Below are 16,624 nucleotides of genomic sequence, written 5' to 3' on the forward strand. Positions count from 1 at the left end.
ACGTACATCCTCGTCGGAGGTCCGATGTCCTACCCAGATCCCCCACAGCAGCCCCAGTGGCAGCCGCCGCAGCAGCCGGGCCAGGGGTTCCCCCAGCAGCAGGGCCCCGGCCAGCCGCAGTTCGCCCCGCCCCAGCAGCCCGGTCCCGGCGGCCAGTTCCCGGGGCAGCAGTACCCGGGCGCGGGCGGCCCGCCCCCGCAGGGCCCCGGCGCCCCCATGGGTCCGGGCGGTCCCGGTGCCCCCATGGGTCCCGGCGGTCCGATGGGCCCCGGAGGCCCCGGCCAGCCGCCCTACGGCGGCCAGTACTCGGGCGGCCAGGTCCCGCCCTCGCGCGGCGGCCGCAAGTGGCTGATCCCCGCGGCGGCCGGTGTGGCCGTCGTGGTCATGGGCGGCACCCTGTGGGCGGCCGTCTCGCTGGTCGACTTCGGCGGTCCCCAGCCCGAGTCGGTCCTGCCCGGCAACTCCGTCGCCTTCGGCAAGGTCGACCTCGACATCAACGGTTCCCAGGTCATGGACCTGATCCGCTTCTCCCAGAAGCTCCCGGACGAGATCACCGAGGAGACCGGGGAGGTGGAGGAGGACACCACGGGTGTCTTCGCCGAGGCCTTCGCCGAGGAGTTCGACGTCGACAAGGCCGAGGTGGACGCGTGGATCGGGCAGAAGGCCGGGATGGCCGCCTGGCCCGCCGCCAACGAGGGGGCCATCGTGGACGACGGCATGGCGCTCGCGATGGCGCTGTCCGTCAAGGACGCCGGTGCCGCCGAGGCCACGCTCAACGGGCTGCGTGAGGACGGCGACCTGGACTACGTGCTGGTCGACGACTTCGTCGTCATCTCCGAGGACGAGGAGGCGATCAGCGAGTACAACGAGCAGATGTCGGCCCACGGCGACCTGGAGTCCAACGACACCTACAGCGGCGACCTCGCCGACGTGCCGAGCGGCAGCATCGCCCTGGCCTGGATGGACCTGGGCGCGTTCGGGAACCTGACCGGGGTCGACCAGGAACTGGCCGCCGAGCTCGGCACCGGTGTGGACGCCACCGTCGAGGGCCGGATGACCGCCTCCGTGCGGGTGGACGGCGACTACCTCGAGGCCCGGATGGACGTCTTCGGCTTCGAGGTGGACAACGAGGGCCTGACCTGGCTGGCCGACGCCCCCGGCGCGAGCGTCGAGGCCATGGGCGGCCTGCCCTCCGGCACCACGGCGGCCTTCGCCGGGAGCGGCATGGACCAGGCGCTGGCCACCGCCTGGGAGAACGACGGCCTCCCGTTCCTCGACGACGGTTCCCGCAGCGAGATGGAGTCGTTCTTCAACTCGGTCGGCGCTCCGCTGCCGGACGGCTTCACCTCCCTGCTGGGCGGCTCCACCGCCGTCGGCCTCTCCGGCTTCGAGGAGGTCTCCCTCGGCTCGGAGCCGTCCTTCGCGTACCACGCGGTCGGCGGCGACCAGGCGGCGATCGAGGGCTTCCTGGAGGAGTCCTTCGGCGGCCCCTACTCGTCCATGGTGATGCCCGAGGTGAGCCAGGACGGCGACACGGTCGTGGTCACCCACGGCGGTACCGGGTCCGGCCAGCTCGGTGAGGACGACGTCTTCCAGCAGACCATGCAGGAGATGGACGACGCCGTGGTCGCCGGGTACTTCGACCTGCGCGAGCTGCTGGTCAGCGGTGAGGTGAAGGCCCCCGGCGAGTGGGGCGCGGTCGGCGTCGGCGTGAGCGTGGTCGAGGAGGGCCAGCGCGCCGTGGTCGAACTGCGCTGGGCGCCCAGCGGGGGCTGATCACCCCGGGGTGACCCGTGAACGACACGACGGCGCGGGAGGGGCGACCCTCCCGCGCCGTCGTCGTCGCGGCCGCTCCCGTGGTTGAGGACCGCCTAGTTGACGACCCGGCGGCGCATCTGGAAGGCGGCCAGGTTCCACATCAGCACCACGAAGGCCAGCAGGACCCCGACGTGGCCGAGGGCCCCGAGGACGTCCAGTCCGCCGAAGACCGCCCCTCGGATGAGTTCGACCGCGTGGTACAGGGGGTTGACCATGGCGGCGGTCTGGACCCAGTCGGGCAGCTCGGTGAGCGGGAAGAACGTGCCCGCCATGAGGAACAGCGGGGTGAACAGGCCGCTGAACACGTAGTCCATGGAGCGCACCGAGGTGATCACCGCCGAGATCCAGATGCCGAAGAGCGCGAAGGCGAACCCGGCGAGGAAGGCGACGAACGGCACCAGCACCATCCCGAAACCGGGTTGGAGGCCGAAGCCGATCGCCACCAGCAGCGGTACGCAGCCGTACACGCCGGACCGCAGCGCCAGCCACAGGGCCTCGCCGGTGACGAGTTCGCGCACGTCCACGGGGGCGGCGAGGATGCCCTCGTAGGTGTGCAGGAAGCGGCGCTTGATGAAGGTGTTGATGACGGCGGGCATCATCGACTGGAACATGACCGACACGGCGACGATCCCCGTGCCGAGGAAGTCGATGTAGCTGAACCCGGCGAGGGTGCCGATGAGGGCTCCCATGCCGAACCCGAAGCAGAGCAGGTAGAGGGTGGGTTCGACCACCGCCGCGAAGGTGGTGGCCCGCCACGACTGCCCGTAGAGGATCCACTCGCGGGCGACCACCCCGCGGACCGCGTCGGCCTCGAACCGGCCCGGCCGGGCGTGCCGTTCCGGGCGGGCGTCCTCGTGACGCTGTGACAGGTTCATTCCACGGACTCCCCGGTCAGGGTCACGAACACGTCCTCCAGGTTGCTGTCCCGCCGGACGGGGGTGCCCAGCTGGTCCCGGGCCGACTCCGGAAGCTCCTCGGCGCGCAGAACGGACAGCGTGGTGCCGGTGCGCCGGGTGGTGAAGCCGTAGCCGTTGATCAGGCGTTCCAGTGCGGCCATCCCGTCCGCGTCGGGTGTGTACTCCTCGACGCTGGCCCCCGCGTACTTGGCGACCAGGTCGGCGGGCGCGCCGCGCTCGACGACCCTCCCCCTGGCCATGAGGGCGACCTCGTCCGAGAGGCGCTCGGCCTCCTCGATGTAGTGGGTGGACATCAGGACGGTGGCGCCCTCGTCCCGCAGGGCCGTGATCACCCCCCACAGCTCCTGCCGCACCTGCGGGTCCAGACCGACGGTGGGCTCGTCCATGAGGACCAGCTCGGGCCGGTGCAGGAGCGCGCGGACGATGAGCAGGCGGCGGCGCATCCCGCCGGAGAGGTCGTCCACGGGGGTGTCGCCCCGATCACTGAGCTGGGCCAGCCGCAGGGTCCGGGCGATGGCCTCCTTGCGGCGGGCACGCGGGACCCGGTACAGGAAGGAGAACATCCGGAGGTTCTGCTCGACCGTCAGTTCCTCGTCGAGGTTGTCGTGCTGGGGGACGACGCCCATGCGGGCCCGCGCCCACTTGGACTCGGCGGGGATCTCGTGGCCGAGGATGCTGATGGTGCCCTCGTCCGCGATGGACTGGGCGGTGAGCATCTTCATGGTGGTGGACTTGCCCGCGCCGTTGGGACCGAGCAGGCCGAGAACGGTCCCCTGGGGTACCTCCAGGTCGAGGCCGTCGACGGCTGTGAGCGAACCGAAGCGCTTCACGACGCCGCGCAGGTTCAGGGCTGGCACGGCGGAGGCCTCCCGGGAGCTCATGGCGGCGCTCCCCGGTACGGCCCGACCGGGCTCTGGTGTGGTCATGGGAACACGGTAGGCAGCGGACCGGGTGAAAATCCATCGTTTATCCGCACGCGCCGGACGCTGTTCGGGGGCTCCCACCGCCGCCGACCCGGCCGTCCACAGGCGCGGAAAACCCGTTGCGCCGCGCCCCGGCCCGTGTCTACCGTTGAGGGGTCGGAACCGATCACGGTGTCTGGGGCACACGCCGCGCCCAGGCCTAGAAGGACTGAGGACCATGCCCCGGAACGCGCCGAGCGCGCCTCACAGCCGCGCGGGTCTCCTCATGCCCCGACACCCTTCGGACGTCTGAACGGACCCGTTCCCCGTCGAGAACCGCTCGGCGCTCTTGCTGTCGTCTCCACACCACTCCAGCAAGGAGCCTCCGGGTTGTCCCACCACGATTTCGACCCCAGTACCACCGCGTCCGCGCGCACCGTCTTCGGCTGCGTGCTCTGCGGTCTGTCCGTCGCCCTCCTGGGCCCCGACGGCACCCCGCGTGACCACTGCCCGAGCTGTCTGACCTCGCTCCACGTCCACGACCAGGTCGAGGACGGCGTCAGCGACTGCGAGGGCCGCATGACCCCGATCTCCGTCGTCGTCGCCCGTGACGGCCGATGGCGGCTCGTCCACCGCTGCGTGCGTTGCGACGAGCTCTCCGAGAGCGCCGTGACCGCCGACGACAACCCGTTGGTCCTCATGCGGATCGCCGTCCGCCCGCTCGCCGAGCCGCCGTTCCCGCTCGAGATGTTCGGGGAGGTGTGAGCGTGGGTCGCGGCAACCAGCGGCGCGGCCAGCGCCGACAGCAGCGCCCGAAGACCGTCCTGCGGGCCCGGGGCGAACAGGGGCGGCACCACGGCCAGGCCGGGGAGTCGTTCCGCTGCGCCCACTGTCGGCTGGACGTCCCGCTGCGGGCGCCCGGCACCGCGCACCGCAACCACTGCCCGCACTGCCTCACCAGCCTGCACGTGGACGGCCGGGTCCCGGGTGACCGGGCCGCCGACTGCCGGGGCCGGATGGAGGCCGCCGGTGTCAGTGCCCGTCCGGACGGCGAGTGGCTGGTCGTCCACCGCTGCCTGGCGTGCGGCGAGCTCAGCGCCAACCGGGTCGCGGGTGACGACAACGCCCGCGCCCTGGTGCGGATCGCGGTGCGGCCGCTTTCGGCCGCCACCCCGGCCCGGCGCGCGTTGACACGCCTCTGATCAGGCACGACCCGTGGTCGTCCGTGGGGCCGGGTCCGCCCGGCCCCACGGCCGCCGCCGTCGCGACCGCCCCGACGCCACCTCTCGCCTAGGCTCGGTGGGGTGAGTGAGGATGTGTCCCCCGCCCGGATGAGGGCGTCCAACAGTGACCGTGAACGCGTCAGCGAGGTCCTGCGCTCCGCCGTGACCGACGGCCGGATCGACATGGAGGAGTTCGAGGAGCGCCTCGACCGCGTCGAGGCGGCCAGGACCCTGGGGGAACTGCCGGAGCTCACCGCCGACCTGCTGCCCGCCGAGGAGCAGCCGCTCCAACTGGACCCGGAACCCATGGTCAGCTGGTTCACCACCCTCCGGCGGAAGGGGCGCTGGGTGGCGCTCCCCGACGAACAGGCCGGTGCGGTGTGCGGGCGCGCCGAGATCGACATGCGCGAGGCGCTGCTCACACACAACCACCACCGCATGACGGTCAGCACGTTCCTCGGCCGGGTCGTGATCGACGTCCCCGAGGGTGTGGAGGTCCGGCTCAACGGGTGGTCCTTCCTCGGAAGACGCAGCACCAACGCCCGCGGCAGCGCGATGTCCCACCCGCCGGTCCTGGAGATCGACGGCTTCTGCCTGTTCGGGACGGTGCGGGTCCGCGCGCCCAGGCGCCGCCTCCGCCTCGGCCGCCGCCGGGCCCGCCGCCAGCTCGGCGGTTGACGGGCGGGGTCGGTGCGAAGGTGGTGACCTGCGCTGATGTCAACATGACACGTGCAACACCGGGAACCCAGGGTGAGGTGCGTTGTGTCCTCCTGCGTCTGGCAGGCTTGAGGTCACAGGTTTTCCCAGGAGAGATGGGTTGCAATGAGTGAGTTCCGTATCGAGCACGACTCGATGGGTGAGGTCCAGGTCCCGGCCAAGGCCAAGTGGCGGGCCCAGACCCAGCGTGCCGTCGAGAACTTCCCGATCTCGGGCCAGGGGCTGGAGAACGCCCACATCGCCGCGCTCGGCGAGATCAAGGCCGCCGCCGCCAAGGTCAACGCCGAGCTCGGCGTGATCTCGGACGACCTCGGCAAGGCCGTCCGTGAGGCCGCCCTCGAGGTGGCCGACGGCAAGTGGAACGACGAGTTCCCGATCGACGTCTTCCAGACCGGTTCGGGCACCTCCAGCAACATGAACACCAACGAGGTCGTGGCCACCGTCGCCAAGGAGCGCACCGGCCTCGACGTTCACCCGAACGACCACGTGAACGCCTCGCAGTCGTCCAACGACGTGTTCCCGTCCTCCATCCACATCGCCGCCACCTCGGCCGTGCAGAACGAGCTGGTCCCGGCGCTGCGCCACCTGGAGGGTGAGCTCACCCGCAAGTCGATCGAGTTCGCCTCGATCGTCAAGAGCGGCCGCACCCACCTGATGGACGCCACCCCGGTCACCCTGGGCCAGGAGTTCGCCGGGTTCGCCGCGCAGGTCCGCTACGGCGTGGAGCGCCTGGAGGCCGTCCTGCCGCGCGTGGCCGAGCTGCCCCTGGGCGGCACGGCCGTCGGCACCGGCATCAACACCCCGGAGGGCTTCTCCGCCCGGGTCATCGCGGAGATCGCCGCCAACACCGGCCTGCCGCTCACCGAGGCCCGCGACCACTTCGAGGCGCAGGGCGCCCGCGACGCCCTGGTCGAGCTCTCCGGCCAGCTGCGGACCATCGCGGTCGGCTACTGCAAGATCGCCAACGACATCCGCTGGATGGGCTCCGGCCCGACCACCGGCCTGTCCGAGATCTTCCTCCCGGACCTCCAGCCGGGTTCGTCGATCATGCCGGGCAAGGTCAACCCGGTCCTGTGCGAGGCCATGCTCCAGGTCTCCTCGCAGGTCGTCGGCAACGACGCCGCCGTGGCCTTCGGCGGCGCCTCCGGCAACTTCGAGCTCAACGTGCAGCTGCCGATGATCGCGCGCAACGTGCTGGAGTCGATCCGTCTGCTGGCCAACGTCTCCACGGTCTTCGCGGACCGCTGCGTGGCCGGGATCCGGGCCAACGAGGAGCAGTGCCGCGTGTACGCGGAGTCCTCCCCGTCGATCGTCACCCCGCTCAACCGGTACATCGGCTACGAGGAGGCCGCCAAGGTCGCCAAGCAGTCGCTGGCCGAGAAGAAGACCATCCGCGAGGTCGTGCTGGAGCGCGGCTACGTGCGGGACGGCAAGCTCACCGAGGAGCAGCTCGACGCCGCCCTCGACGTCCTCAAGATGACCAACTCGCAGCAGTAGTCGTCGACACGGGTCCACGGGGCCCCGGGGCACCTCGCGGAAGCGGGGTGCCCCTCGTGCGTCACCTCACCGTTCCGATCCGGAACCGGCGGCCAAGCCGCCGGAACCATCCCCCTACCGTGGACATCGGAACCAGTAGTCAGAACTTCACGCACAGAGCCCGCTCCGAGAGGGCGACAGATGTCGAGTAACAGCCAGCCGACCATCGCGAACCGCTACGTCCTGCTCCGTGAGCTGGGCCGTGGCGGCATGGGGATCGTCTGGGAGGCGCACGACACGGCCCTGGACCGGGTCGTGGCGATCAAACAGGTACTGCTCCCCGGCCACTTCACCGACGCCGAGCGCGCCGACGCGCACGCGCGGGTGCGCCGCGAGGCCCAGTCCGCCGCGCGGATCAACCACCCCACCGTCATCACCATCCACGACGTCTTCGAGTACGAGGACGACCCGTGGGTGGTCATGGAGCTGGTCGAGGGCGGTTCGCTCCAGGACCTGCTCGGCAGGTCCGGGGCCCTGCCGCCGGAGGAGGTCGCGGACATCGCGGAGTCGCTGCTCAAGGCGGTGCGCGCGGCGGACGCGGCGGGTGTCCTGCACCGGGACATCAAGCCGGGCAACATCATGATGTCCGCCGACGGGCGGGTCATCCTCACCGACTTCGGGATCGCCACCATGGAGGGCGGTCCGGCCATCACGCGGACCGGCGCGCTGATCGGTTCACCCGAGTACATGCCGCCCGAGCGGCTGGAGGGCGGCCCGGCGGAGCACCGGGGCGACCTGTGGAGCATCGGCGTCACGTTGTACGCGGCCGTGGAGGGGAGCTCCCCGTTCCGCCGCGACTCCATCACCGCCGCGATCGCGGCGGTGATCTCCGCGCAGCTCCCGCCGATGACGCGGGCCGCGTGGCTGGAGCCGGTGATCGCCGGTCTGCTGGACCGCGACCCGGACCGGCGGCTCACGGTGGAACAGGCCCTGGACCTGCTGCGGCGGTGCCGCGACGGGGAGGGCCCGGCCTCGGCGGGCACGGCCGCCTCGGCGGGCGCCGCGGGTGCGGCGTTGGCCGCCACCGCCGTGAGCGGCCCCCAGACCCCCCATCCGGCCGCGCACCCCTCCGGCGGCTACTACGGGCAGGGTTCCTACCCCGGCCACGACCAGGGGCGGTACACGCAGGCGGTCGGCTCGGTCGGGCACGGCGGCCACGGGGACCACGGCGGCCACAGCGGCCACGGCGTGGGCGGCCACAGCGGCCCCCAGCCGGCCGCGGCGCACGGAGCGGCGGCCCCGGCCAAGAGCAGGCGCGGGTGCGGTCTCGGCGCCGTGCTGGCGGTGGGCACGCTGGTCCTGGCGGTGCTGCTGGTCGGCGGCCTCGTGGTGGCCCTGGCCATGCGCCCCTCCGGGACCCCCGACGCGTCCCAGCCCGAGGTCTTCGAGCCCGGACGGGCGGAGAGCCGCGAACAGGTCGAGGACACCCCGGAGAGCGACATCCGGGTGGACGGGACTCCCCCCGAGTACGACGAGGAGGCCCTCCAGACCTTCGACTCCGAGTGGTTCTCGATCGCCTACCCGGGCGGCTGGTCGCCCGACGACAGCCGGATCTCCGAGTCCATCGCCGTGTTCGTCGCTCCGGGCATGGAGCACGAGGTCGTGGTGGAGGGCTGGGAGGAGACCGAGTTCACCGGCACCGCCGAGCAGTTCCTGGCCCAGACCAGCGGTGGCACCGACATCGAGGAGGCCACCAGCGGCTACGCGCAGCACGACTCCGAGAACTTCGACCGGGACGACTTCGAGGGCGGTCTGGCGGGGCTGGACGTCGCCATGGTCGAGGCCGACCTCGTCAACACCAACTGGGGTCAGCAGGAGCGTCGGCTCTGGGCGTACGCGGTGATCATGGAGCAGGGCGACCACCGGGTGTTCTACCTGGTGAGCGTGAACGTGCCCCTGGCGGAGGCGGACGACTTCGACAACGTCCACGAGGACGTGATCGAGACCTTCACCCCGCACAAGTAGGTCCGGACGGCGACCACCGCCGGACAGGGGAACGGCCCCGCGCACGGGTGCGCGGGGCCGTTCTCGTCGTTCGGGGGATGGGGGGGACCGGGTGCCGGATCAGTACCAGCCGACGGACTGGGAGTGCGCCCAGGCGTCGCAGGGGGTGCCGTAGCGGTCCTTGATGTAGCTCAGGCCCCACGAGATCTGGGTGGCCGGGTTGGTCTGCCAGTCCGAGCCGTGGGAGGCCATCTTGTCGCCGGGAAGCGACTGCGGGATGCCGTAGGCGCCGGAGCTGGGGTTCTGCGCCTGGTAGTTCCAGTTGCTCTCCTTCTCCCACAGGGGCTCGAGGCAACTGTCGAACTGGTCGGCGCCCCAGCCCTCGGCGGCGACCATCTGGCGGGCGATGCCCTTGGGGTCGCCGGAGAAGGTCGGCTCCTCGTCCGCTTCCTCTTCCTCCTCTTCCTCTTCCTCCTCGATGTCACTACCGCTGGCCTGGGTGGACTGCACCCCCTGGCCGTTGGCGGCGTCCCTCTGGCTCTGCGCTTGCTCGCGGAGCTCCAGGAGTTCGTCCTCTGTCAACTGTTCCGAGGCGGCGAAGAACTCGTCGCCCTCGGTCTCGGTGTCGGCCGCGGGTTCCTCGGACCTCGGCACGGCGGCGCTGGCCGCCACGTCCGGGTCCACACCGTCGTCCGCGAACGCGGAGACGGCGAACGTCGCACCGGCGACCAGGGTCGCCGCACCGACCGCCGCGGTACTACGCAGCGACATTCGGTTGAGTAGCACGATTGCCTTTCCCAAAAGGGGGTTAATGGCAGGGAAAAACCTATTAATACCAGTTGTTGGCCTGCGAGTGGGACCAGGCGCCGCACGGGTTCCCGTAGCGGTCCTTGATGTAGCTCAGGCCCCACGAGATCTGGGTGGCCGGGTTGGTCTGCCAGTCCGAGCCGTGGGAGGCCATCTTGTTCCCGGGCAGGGACTGCGGGATGCCGTAGGCCCCGGAGCTGGGGTTCTCCGCCGTGTGGTTCCAGTTGCTCTCCTTCTCCCACAGGGGTTCGAGGCAGCTGTGGAACTGGTCGGCGTCCCAGCCCTGGTCGAGGACCATCTGGAGCGCGATCTCCTTGGCGGAGCCCGCCGGGACCGGGGTGGCGGGGGCGGAGTTTCCGGACGAGCCGGAACCGTCGGAGGAACCGGTGTCGGAGGTCTCCTCCTCCTCGGGCTCGGGCTCCGGCTCCGCGATCTCGGCGCCGGTGCCGCTGGCGGACTGGACGGCCTGCTCGGCCGCGGTCCGCACGTCGTCCCGGCCCTGCTCGCGCTGGGTCTCGCGCTCGGCGTCGTCGACCGCGGGAGGGCTCGCGAAGAACTCCTCCCGGGGCGGCTCGGGCTGCTCCTGGGGGGTCGCCGCCGAGGCAGCCTGACCGGGGTCGAGATCGCTGGTCTGCGCGAAGGCCGAGACGGTGAACATGCCGCCCGCGACCAGAGCCGCGGCTCCGACCGCGCTCATCTGGCGCAGCGAGATCCGGTTGACTATCAAGATCGCCCTTTCACGTTGACGCACGCGTGCCCTGACTGGGATCTCGCGTGGTGTGGGTCGCCGCCATGGGACCGCGTGGCCCGTCGTGCCTGCCGTGGAGGGGACGGAGTCGCCGTTCGACCGTCCACGGAGCGGGGCTCCCACACGGGAGGGGGTTCTCGGTGCAGCGCACTCAGCCTGCATCATCGTCACGGTGAAGTAACGCCAGTTTTACCGTGTCCTGACTCACATCACGGAATGTGCGCACTTTGCGCACTTCTGACCTGCAAGGGAACACAAAGAGTCAGGGGCGCCCCGACGCCCTGGCCCTGTGTCACTCATCTCCACCGTCGCTGGGGGAGACCGAGGTCACCGGGCTTCCTGGGCCGCGCACCGGCGACTGAGTACCCGTACGGATGCGCCGCGCCGGGTCCGCGAGGAGCATGGCCGGTATGAACGCCCACGGACTCCCCCAGCCACCCCCCGGCGCCCCACGCCACTGTCCCGACTGCGCGGCTCCTCTCGGCACCGCCGGTCAGGCGTGCCAGCGCTGCGGGCTCAGCCTCGTCGGACCGACCGCCCAGCGACTGTGGTGGATCGACACGGAGCTGGCGACGCTGCGCGGACGGGAGCGCGCGCTCTCCCAGGAGCGCCCCCACGTCCTGGGCCGTCTGCGGCGCGAGTCCGTGGCGCTGACGAGCCGTGCGGTGCCCGTGCCCGCTCCCCCGGCCCCGGTCCCGGCCCCGGCGGCTGTCGGGCCGCCCGCCACGGCCCAGCAGCGGTCCGCCCCGGGGCCCGAGCGGTCCGGTGAGGTGAGCCAGCGCTCGGCCCAGAACGTCATCCTCGGCCTCGGCGGCCTCCTCATCGGCGTCGCCGCCCTGGTCTTCGCCATCTGGACGTGGAGCGACCTGAGCACCGGCACCCGTGCCGCGGTGCTCGGTCTGACCACCCTGACCTTCGCCGGGCTGGCCCTGCCGCTGCACCGGCGCGGGCTGCGCGCCACCGCCGAGACCTTCGGATCGGTGGCCGCCGGCCTGCTCTGCGTGGACGCGCTCGCCCTCTGGCTGCTGAGCGACCGGATCAGCAACGGCCCCGGGTACACGGCGGCCGCGCTGGCGGTCATGAGCGCGCTCCTGCTGCTCTACCCCGCCCTGGTGCCGCTCCGCTCGCCCCGTGTCCTGGCCGCGCTGTTCGCTCAGCCGGTGCCGGTGCTGCTGGTGGTCTCGCTGCCGACCGACGCCAATCCGGGCTGGGTGCTGCCGGTGATCACCGCCACCGCGCTCGCGGACCTCGTCGCCGTGCGGCTCCTCGGTGAACCCCGGCCCGGGATTCCGGTCCGCACGCTGCGGGTGTCCGCCGTGGTCCTGTGGGTACTCACCCTCGTCGCCACCGCCGTCGCCGTCCTCTCCGCGGCCGTCCACGCCTCCACCGACCCCGTGGGCTGGTGGTCGATGGCGACCACCCTGATCCTGGCCGGGGCCACCGGTCTGCTGCTGGCCCGGTGGCCCCGGGCCGGAACCGCGCCGAGGACCTGGCCCGCGTCCGCGGTGGTCGGCCTGGGCTCCCTGGCCCTGGCCCCGCTCGTGGCCGGTCCCGCCGAACTGCCGGTCCTGCCCCGCCTCACGGCCGTTCCGTGGAGCCTGGAGCCGTCCGCCATGCTCCTCCCGGCCGCGGAGCTCCTCCAGCTGGACCGGGCGAGCACGCTGCCCCCGCTGAACCTCGTGTACCTGGCCGGGGTCCTGGTGGCCGCCGCGCTGGCCGTGGGGACGGTCCGGCTGCTGCGCCGCTCCGCCCTGCCGGTCGCCCTGTCCCTCGTCGCCCCCGCCACGCTGCTGGCGCTCCCGCTGCTCCTCTGGCTTCCCCAGGTCGTGGCGGTGGTGTGGGCTCTCCTGGTCGGCGGCGGCCTGGTGCTGGGCTCCGTGCTCCTGGGCCGGTGGACCGGCGCGGTCCCGGTGGTGACCGGGACGCTCACCCTGGTCACCGGCCTGGTCTGGGCGCTGCCCGAGCGGTACATGACCCTGGCCGCCGTGCTGATGCTGGCCGCCACGGCGCTGGTCTGCGCGGTCGGTGCCCGCCGGTTCTCCACCGGGGCCCGCCCCGAACCGGGCGGCCGGGCCGCGACCCTCCACATGGGAGCCACGCTGCTGTGGGCCCTGGCCCTGGTGGTGGGCGTCGCCTTCCTGCTCGGGAACCGGGGCGCGGACGACACGGTCCAGGCCCACTGGTGGCTGCTGACCGCCGCCGCCCTGCTCTCCGGGGCGACCGCCCTGACTCTGGGCCGGGTCACGCCCCCGGCTCCCAGCGGGACCGCCGACGCCGCACGGTCCGCCTCCGACCCGCGCTGGCTGTTCACCGCGGTGGGCCTGGCGCTGCTTCCCGCGGCCCCGCTGCTGGCCCTGCCGGGAGACGCCCCGGCACTGTCCCCGTTCCCCGGTACGGCGCCGCTGTCGGCCCCGGTCCCGGCTTTGTGGGACCCGGCGCACGCGGTGCTCGGGGTGCCCGCCCAGACAGGTCTCCCCTTCGTTCTGGGCGTGCTCGTGGCGGGCCTCCTCGTCCTGGGGCTGGTGGCCGTCGTCGACCGCCGCTGGTTCGCGGCCGGTGCGGCCCTGACGGTACCGCCGACACTGGTCCCGCTGCCCGTGCTGGTGGGAGCACCCTTCCTCCCCACCGTCGTGTGGACGACGCTGGTCGGCGCGGCCCTGTTCCTCTGGACCTCCCGGCTCCGCGGCCCGCTCTCCTGGCTTCCCGGAGTGAGCGGTCTGGCCACGATGCTGCTCGGCCTCGTCTGGGCGCTCCCCCAGCAGTACTCCGCGCTGGTCGTCCTGCTCCTGCTCGCCCTCGCCGCGCTGGTCTCCGCGCGGCTGCGCCACGACCTGGATCCGCGCGCGGCGGGCTCCCCCGAGCGGTTCGTGTACGGGCTGACCGTCACCGCGTGGGCCCTCGCCCTCGCCTCGGGCGTCGCCCTGCTGGTCGCCTCCTCCGTCGTGGGAGCCGCCGGTCAGGCCACGGGGTGGCTGCTGGCCGCCGCCGCCCTCGTGCTGGGCGCGACCGCGCTGGTGCTGGGCCGCACGGACCGTGAGCGGTCGGTGCGGCGGGAACGGCCCTTCTCCCCGGTCTCCCTCGGCACCGCGGGCGTGCTGCTGATGGCGCTGGTCCCGCTGCTGGCGGGCCCGCGCGGGCTCCCGGCCCTGGCCCTCTTCTCCAGGTCCCACGTCCTCGGCGGGGCACCGCTCTCCGCCCTGCTGGAGCCGGCGCACGTGTTCGTGGGCGTTCCCGGGCCGAGTGACGCCCTGAGCGCGCTCACCGTCGCGGCGGGGCTGCTCACCGCGGGGGCGCTGGCGCTGCTCGCCGTCCTCCTCGTGGACCGGTCCCTGCTGGTCCCGGTCGGCGCGCTGGTGGCGCCCCTGACCTTGCTCCCGCTGCCGGTGGCGCTGGGTCTGCCCTTCCTGGTGGCCCTGCTGTGGACCCTCGTGGTCGGCTCCCTGCTGCTCGCCGGGGCCGCGCTGCTCCGCGACGGCCGGGTCTCCTGGATCCCGTGGGCGAGCGGCCTGTTCTCGCTGGCCCTCGGGTTCAGCTGGGCGCTCTCGGAGCGCTACTCCACCGTGGCGGTCCTGATGGCGGCGGCCGCGCTCCTGTCCGTCGTCACCGCTCTCGCCCGCACCAGGTTCGTGGCGATCGCCTCCACCTCGGTGTCCACGGCGGCCACCGGCGGCTTCGCCCTCGCGCTGCCGCTGGCCCTGGACGCTCCGGTCGAGTACGCGGCCCTCGCCCCGCTCGCCGTGGTCGCCGCCGTGGCGGCGGTCGCCCCACGCCTGCGTGAGCCGCTGGTGACGGCGGCCGAGATCCCCGCCGCCGCGTGGGCCGGGGTCACCCTGCTGCTCTCCGTCCTGCACGGCGGACGCCTGGAACTGGTGGCCACGGCCCTGGCGGTGGTCGGGGTGATCAGCCTGGCCAGCGCCGTCCGCCCGCACCGCCGGTGGTACGCCGGGGTCGGAGCCGTGCTGATGTTCCTGGCCCTGTGGACGGCCCTCGCCTCGTGGGAGGTCACCGTCCCGGAGGCGTACACCGCCCCGCCCGCGCTCGCCTTCCTGGTGATCGGCTGGGAGTGGTCGCGCCGGTCCGCCGAGGCTCCGTCGAGCTGGCTCGCCTACGGCGGCGGTCTGGCGCTGCTCCTCGGCCCCACGGTGTGGGAGGTGCTGATGGGGGACGACACGGTCTGGCGGCTCCCGGCGGTGCTGGCCACGGCTCTGGCCGTCACCGTGTGGGGCCTGCGCCAGCGCCTGCTCGCCGTCCTGGTCCTGGGCGGTCTCACCCTGCTCGTCACGTCGCTGCGGGCCTTCGGGCCGCCCCTGTGGGAGCTGGGCCAGCTGGCGCCCAACTGGCTGCCCTTCGCCGTGATCGGCGCGGCACTGCTGTTCGTGGGCGCCCGCTACGAGGCCAGCCTCGCCCGCCTCAGGCGGGTCGGCCGGTACCTCTCCCGGCTCCGGTAGCCCGAGCCGCGCACACGGGTGCGCCCGCCGCACGGCTCGTGCGGCGGGCGCACTCACGCTGTCCCGGTTCGGGGCCCGAACCGAGGGCCCAGGCCTAGGCCTAGGCCTCCAGCATCTCGGTGACGAGGGCGGCGATGGGTGAGCGCTCGGAGCGGGTCAGGGTCACGTGGGCGAACAGCGGGTGGCCCTTGAGCTTCTCGATCACCGCGACGACCCCGTCGTGGCGGCCCACCCGCAGGTTGTCGCGCTGGGCGATGTCGTGGGTGAGCACCACCCGCGAGTTCTCCCCCAGCCGGGACAGCACGGTCAGCAGCACGTTGCGTTCCAGGGACTGCGCCTCGTCGACGATCACGAAGGCGTCGTGCAGCGAGCGGCCCCGGATGTGCGTGAGCGGCAGGACCTCCAGCATCCCCCGGTCCACGATCTCCTCGATCACGTCCTCGCTGGTCACGGCGGACAGCGTGTCGTGCACCGCCTGACCCCAGGGCGTCATCTTGTCGTTCTCGCTCCCCGGCAGGTAGCCGAGCTCCTGGCCGCCCACCGCGTACAGCGGGCGGAACACCATCACCTTGCGGTGCTGGGCCCGCTCCAGGACGGCCTCCAGACCGGCGCAGAGCGCCAGCGCCGACTTCCCGGTGCCCGCGCGGCCGCCCAGGGAGACGATGCCGACGTCCGGGTCCGTGAGCAGGTCGAGGGCGACCCGCTGTTCCGCGCTGCGCCCCTTCAGACCGAACACGTCCCGGTCCCCGCGCACCACCTTCACCGACTTGTCGGCCTGCACCCGCCCCAACGCCTTGCCCTGCTCGGAGACCAGGACCAGACCGGTGTGGCAGGGCAGGTCCATGGCCTGCTCGATCTCGCTCTCACCGGCGGAGAACAGTTCGCCGATGTTGTGGGCGGGCACGTCCAGCTCCGCCATCCCGGTCCACCCGTGCTCGATGGCGAGCTCGGCCCGGTACTCGTCGGCCGGGAGGCCGATCGAGGAGGCCTTGATCCGCATCGGCAGATCCTTGCTCACCAGCATGACGGAGTTCTCGTCCGCACGCTCGGCCTGCAGGTTGCGGGCGACCGTGAGGATACGGGTGTCGTTGTCACCAAGCCGGAAACCCGCGGGCAGGATCGTCGGATCGCTGTGGTTGAGCTCCACCCGGAGCGTGCCGCCCATGTCGTTCACCGGGACGGCCACGTCCAGACGGCCGTGGGCGACCCTCAGGTCGTCCAGCCGACGCAGGGCGTTGCGAGCGAAGTACCCGAGTTCCGGGTGGTGACGCTTGCTCTCCAGTTCGGTGATCACCACCACGGGGATGACGACCTCGTGTTCGGCGAACCTGGCCATGGCCATCGGGTCGGCGAGCAGGACGCTGGTGTCGAGCACGTAGACGCGCGTGCCCTCTCCCACCTCCGCTTCAGGGGCGGCGGGGGACTGGGTGTCGCGGTGATCGGTCGAGGAACTAGCCACTCGTTCTCCCCTTGGGCACCGCGTGGGTGCCCTGCTGTCACGGGATCATGGAGGACCGGGACCAGGCCCACGAGGGCCGGGTCCGGCCCTCCTCTTCGACATCCC

The 16,624-nt window shown here is 72.4% G+C and carries 12 protein-coding genes; 7 read left to right on the top strand and 5 right to left on the bottom strand.

Annotated features, from left to right (window positions below):
• Nucleotides 1-24: 24 nt before the first annotated feature.
• Entirely contained in the window at nt 25-1,776 is a 1,752-nt protein-coding gene (locus tag AC0VYM_RS24795) for a hypothetical protein (RefSeq protein ID WP_475456072.1), read from the top strand.
• 95 nt (nt 1,777-1,871) lie between these two features.
• Here AC0VYM_RS24795 and AC0VYM_RS24800 read toward each other — a convergent pair whose 3' ends face one another.
• Together AC0VYM_RS24800 and AC0VYM_RS24805 are read right to left on the bottom strand one after the other, a co-directional pair.
• Nucleotides 1,872-2,693, bottom strand: a complete 822-nt coding sequence (locus tag AC0VYM_RS24800; protein ID WP_475456074.1) for an ABC transporter permease — start codon at nt 2,691-2,693, stop codon at nt 1,872-1,874.
• The gene (locus tag AC0VYM_RS24805) at nt 2,690-3,616 is read right to left on the bottom strand and encodes an ABC transporter ATP-binding protein (RefSeq protein WP_475463214.1); all 927 of its coding nucleotides are present in this window, start codon (nt 3,614-3,616) and stop codon (nt 2,690-2,692) included. The genes AC0VYM_RS24800 and AC0VYM_RS24805 overlap by 4 nt, the downstream gene beginning before the upstream one ends.
• A gap of 411 nt (nt 3,617-4,027) precedes the next feature.
• On the opposite strand from AC0VYM_RS24805, the gene AC0VYM_RS24810 reads away from it, so the two are divergent.
• The 5 genes from AC0VYM_RS24810 (at nt 4,028) to AC0VYM_RS24830 (ending at nt 9,078) form a co-directional block, all read left to right on the top strand.
• Entirely contained in the window at nt 4,028-4,402 is a 375-nt protein-coding gene (locus AC0VYM_RS24810; protein ID WP_475456076.1) for an RNHCP domain-containing protein, read from the top strand.
• Nucleotides 4,399-4,839, top strand: a complete 441-nt coding sequence (locus tag AC0VYM_RS24815) for an RNHCP domain-containing protein (protein ID WP_475456078.1) — start codon at nt 4,399-4,401, stop codon at nt 4,837-4,839. The genes AC0VYM_RS24810 and AC0VYM_RS24815 overlap by 4 nt, the downstream gene beginning before the upstream one ends.
• Before the next feature lie 129 nt (nt 4,840-4,968).
• The gene (locus AC0VYM_RS24820; RefSeq protein ID WP_475463215.1) at nt 4,969-5,538 is read left to right on the top strand and encodes a DUF1707 SHOCT-like domain-containing protein; all 570 of its coding nucleotides are present in this window, start codon (nt 4,969-4,971) and stop codon (nt 5,536-5,538) included.
• Nucleotides 5,539-5,682: 144 nt separating this feature from the next.
• The gene (locus AC0VYM_RS24825) at nt 5,683-7,074 is read left to right on the top strand and encodes a class II fumarate hydratase (protein ID WP_475456080.1); all 1,392 of its coding nucleotides are present in this window, start codon (nt 5,683-5,685) and stop codon (nt 7,072-7,074) included.
• Between the two features lie 180 nt (nt 7,075-7,254).
• The gene (locus AC0VYM_RS24830) at nt 7,255-9,078 is read left to right on the top strand and encodes a serine/threonine-protein kinase (protein WP_475456082.1); all 1,824 of its coding nucleotides are present in this window, start codon (nt 7,255-7,257) and stop codon (nt 9,076-9,078) included.
• A 99-nt stretch (nt 9,079-9,177) separates the two neighbouring features.
• Here the strand turns inward: AC0VYM_RS24830 and AC0VYM_RS24835 are convergent, their stop codons facing one another.
• Both AC0VYM_RS24835 and AC0VYM_RS24840 read right to left on the bottom strand, forming a co-directional pair.
• Nucleotides 9,178-9,828, bottom strand: a complete 651-nt coding sequence (locus tag AC0VYM_RS24835) for an aggregation-promoting factor C-terminal-like domain-containing protein (protein WP_475456084.1) — start codon at nt 9,826-9,828, stop codon at nt 9,178-9,180.
• Between the two features lie 58 nt (nt 9,829-9,886).
• The gene (locus AC0VYM_RS24840) at nt 9,887-10,591 is read right to left on the bottom strand and encodes an aggregation-promoting factor C-terminal-like domain-containing protein (protein WP_475456086.1); all 705 of its coding nucleotides are present in this window, start codon (nt 10,589-10,591) and stop codon (nt 9,887-9,889) included.
• Nucleotides 10,592-11,022: 431 nt separating this feature from the next.
• Between AC0VYM_RS24840 and AC0VYM_RS24845 the strand changes: the two genes are divergently transcribed.
• Nucleotides 11,023-15,060, top strand: a complete 4,038-nt coding sequence (locus AC0VYM_RS24845; RefSeq protein ID WP_475456088.1) for an SCO7613 C-terminal domain-containing membrane protein — start codon at nt 11,023-11,025, stop codon at nt 15,058-15,060.
• A 100-nt stretch (nt 15,061-15,160) separates the two neighbouring features.
• Here AC0VYM_RS24845 and AC0VYM_RS24850 read toward each other — a convergent pair whose 3' ends face one another.
• Nucleotides 15,161-16,519, bottom strand: coding sequence for a PhoH family protein (locus AC0VYM_RS24850; protein ID WP_475456090.1), 1,359 nt, complete (start codon nt 16,517-16,519; stop codon nt 15,161-15,163).
• Between the last annotated feature and the right edge of the window lie 105 nt (nt 16,520-16,624).

The sequence above is a fragment of the Nocardiopsis sp. iso_237 genome, from assembly GCF_056173345.1.

What these genes read in the sequence shown, in the direction of transcription:
- AC0VYM_RS24845 (WP_475456088.1), top strand. Translation starts at nt 11,023, where the DNA reads ATGAACGCCCACGGACTCCCCCAGCCACCCCCCGGCGCCCCACGCCAC.
- AC0VYM_RS24800 (WP_475456074.1), bottom strand. Translation starts at nt 2,693, where the DNA reads ATGAACCTGTCACAGCGTCACGAGGACGCCCGCCCGGAACGGCACGCC.
- AC0VYM_RS24805 (WP_475463214.1), bottom strand. Translation starts at nt 3,616, where the DNA reads ATGAGCTCCCGGGAGGCCTCCGCCGTGCCAGCCCTGAACCTGCGCGGC.
- AC0VYM_RS24795 (WP_475456072.1), top strand. Translation starts at nt 25, where the DNA reads ATGTCCTACCCAGATCCCCCACAGCAGCCCCAGTGGCAGCCGCCGCAG.
- AC0VYM_RS24825 (WP_475456080.1), top strand. Translation starts at nt 5,683, where the DNA reads ATGAGTGAGTTCCGTATCGAGCACGACTCGATGGGTGAGGTCCAGGTC.
- AC0VYM_RS24820 (WP_475463215.1), top strand. Translation starts at nt 4,969, where the DNA reads ATGAGGGCGTCCAACAGTGACCGTGAACGCGTCAGCGAGGTCCTGCGC.
- AC0VYM_RS24835 (WP_475456084.1), bottom strand. Translation starts at nt 9,828, where the DNA reads ATGTCGCTGCGTAGTACCGCGGCGGTCGGTGCGGCGACCCTGGTCGCC.
- AC0VYM_RS24830 (WP_475456082.1), top strand. Translation starts at nt 7,255, where the DNA reads ATGTCGAGTAACAGCCAGCCGACCATCGCGAACCGCTACGTCCTGCTC.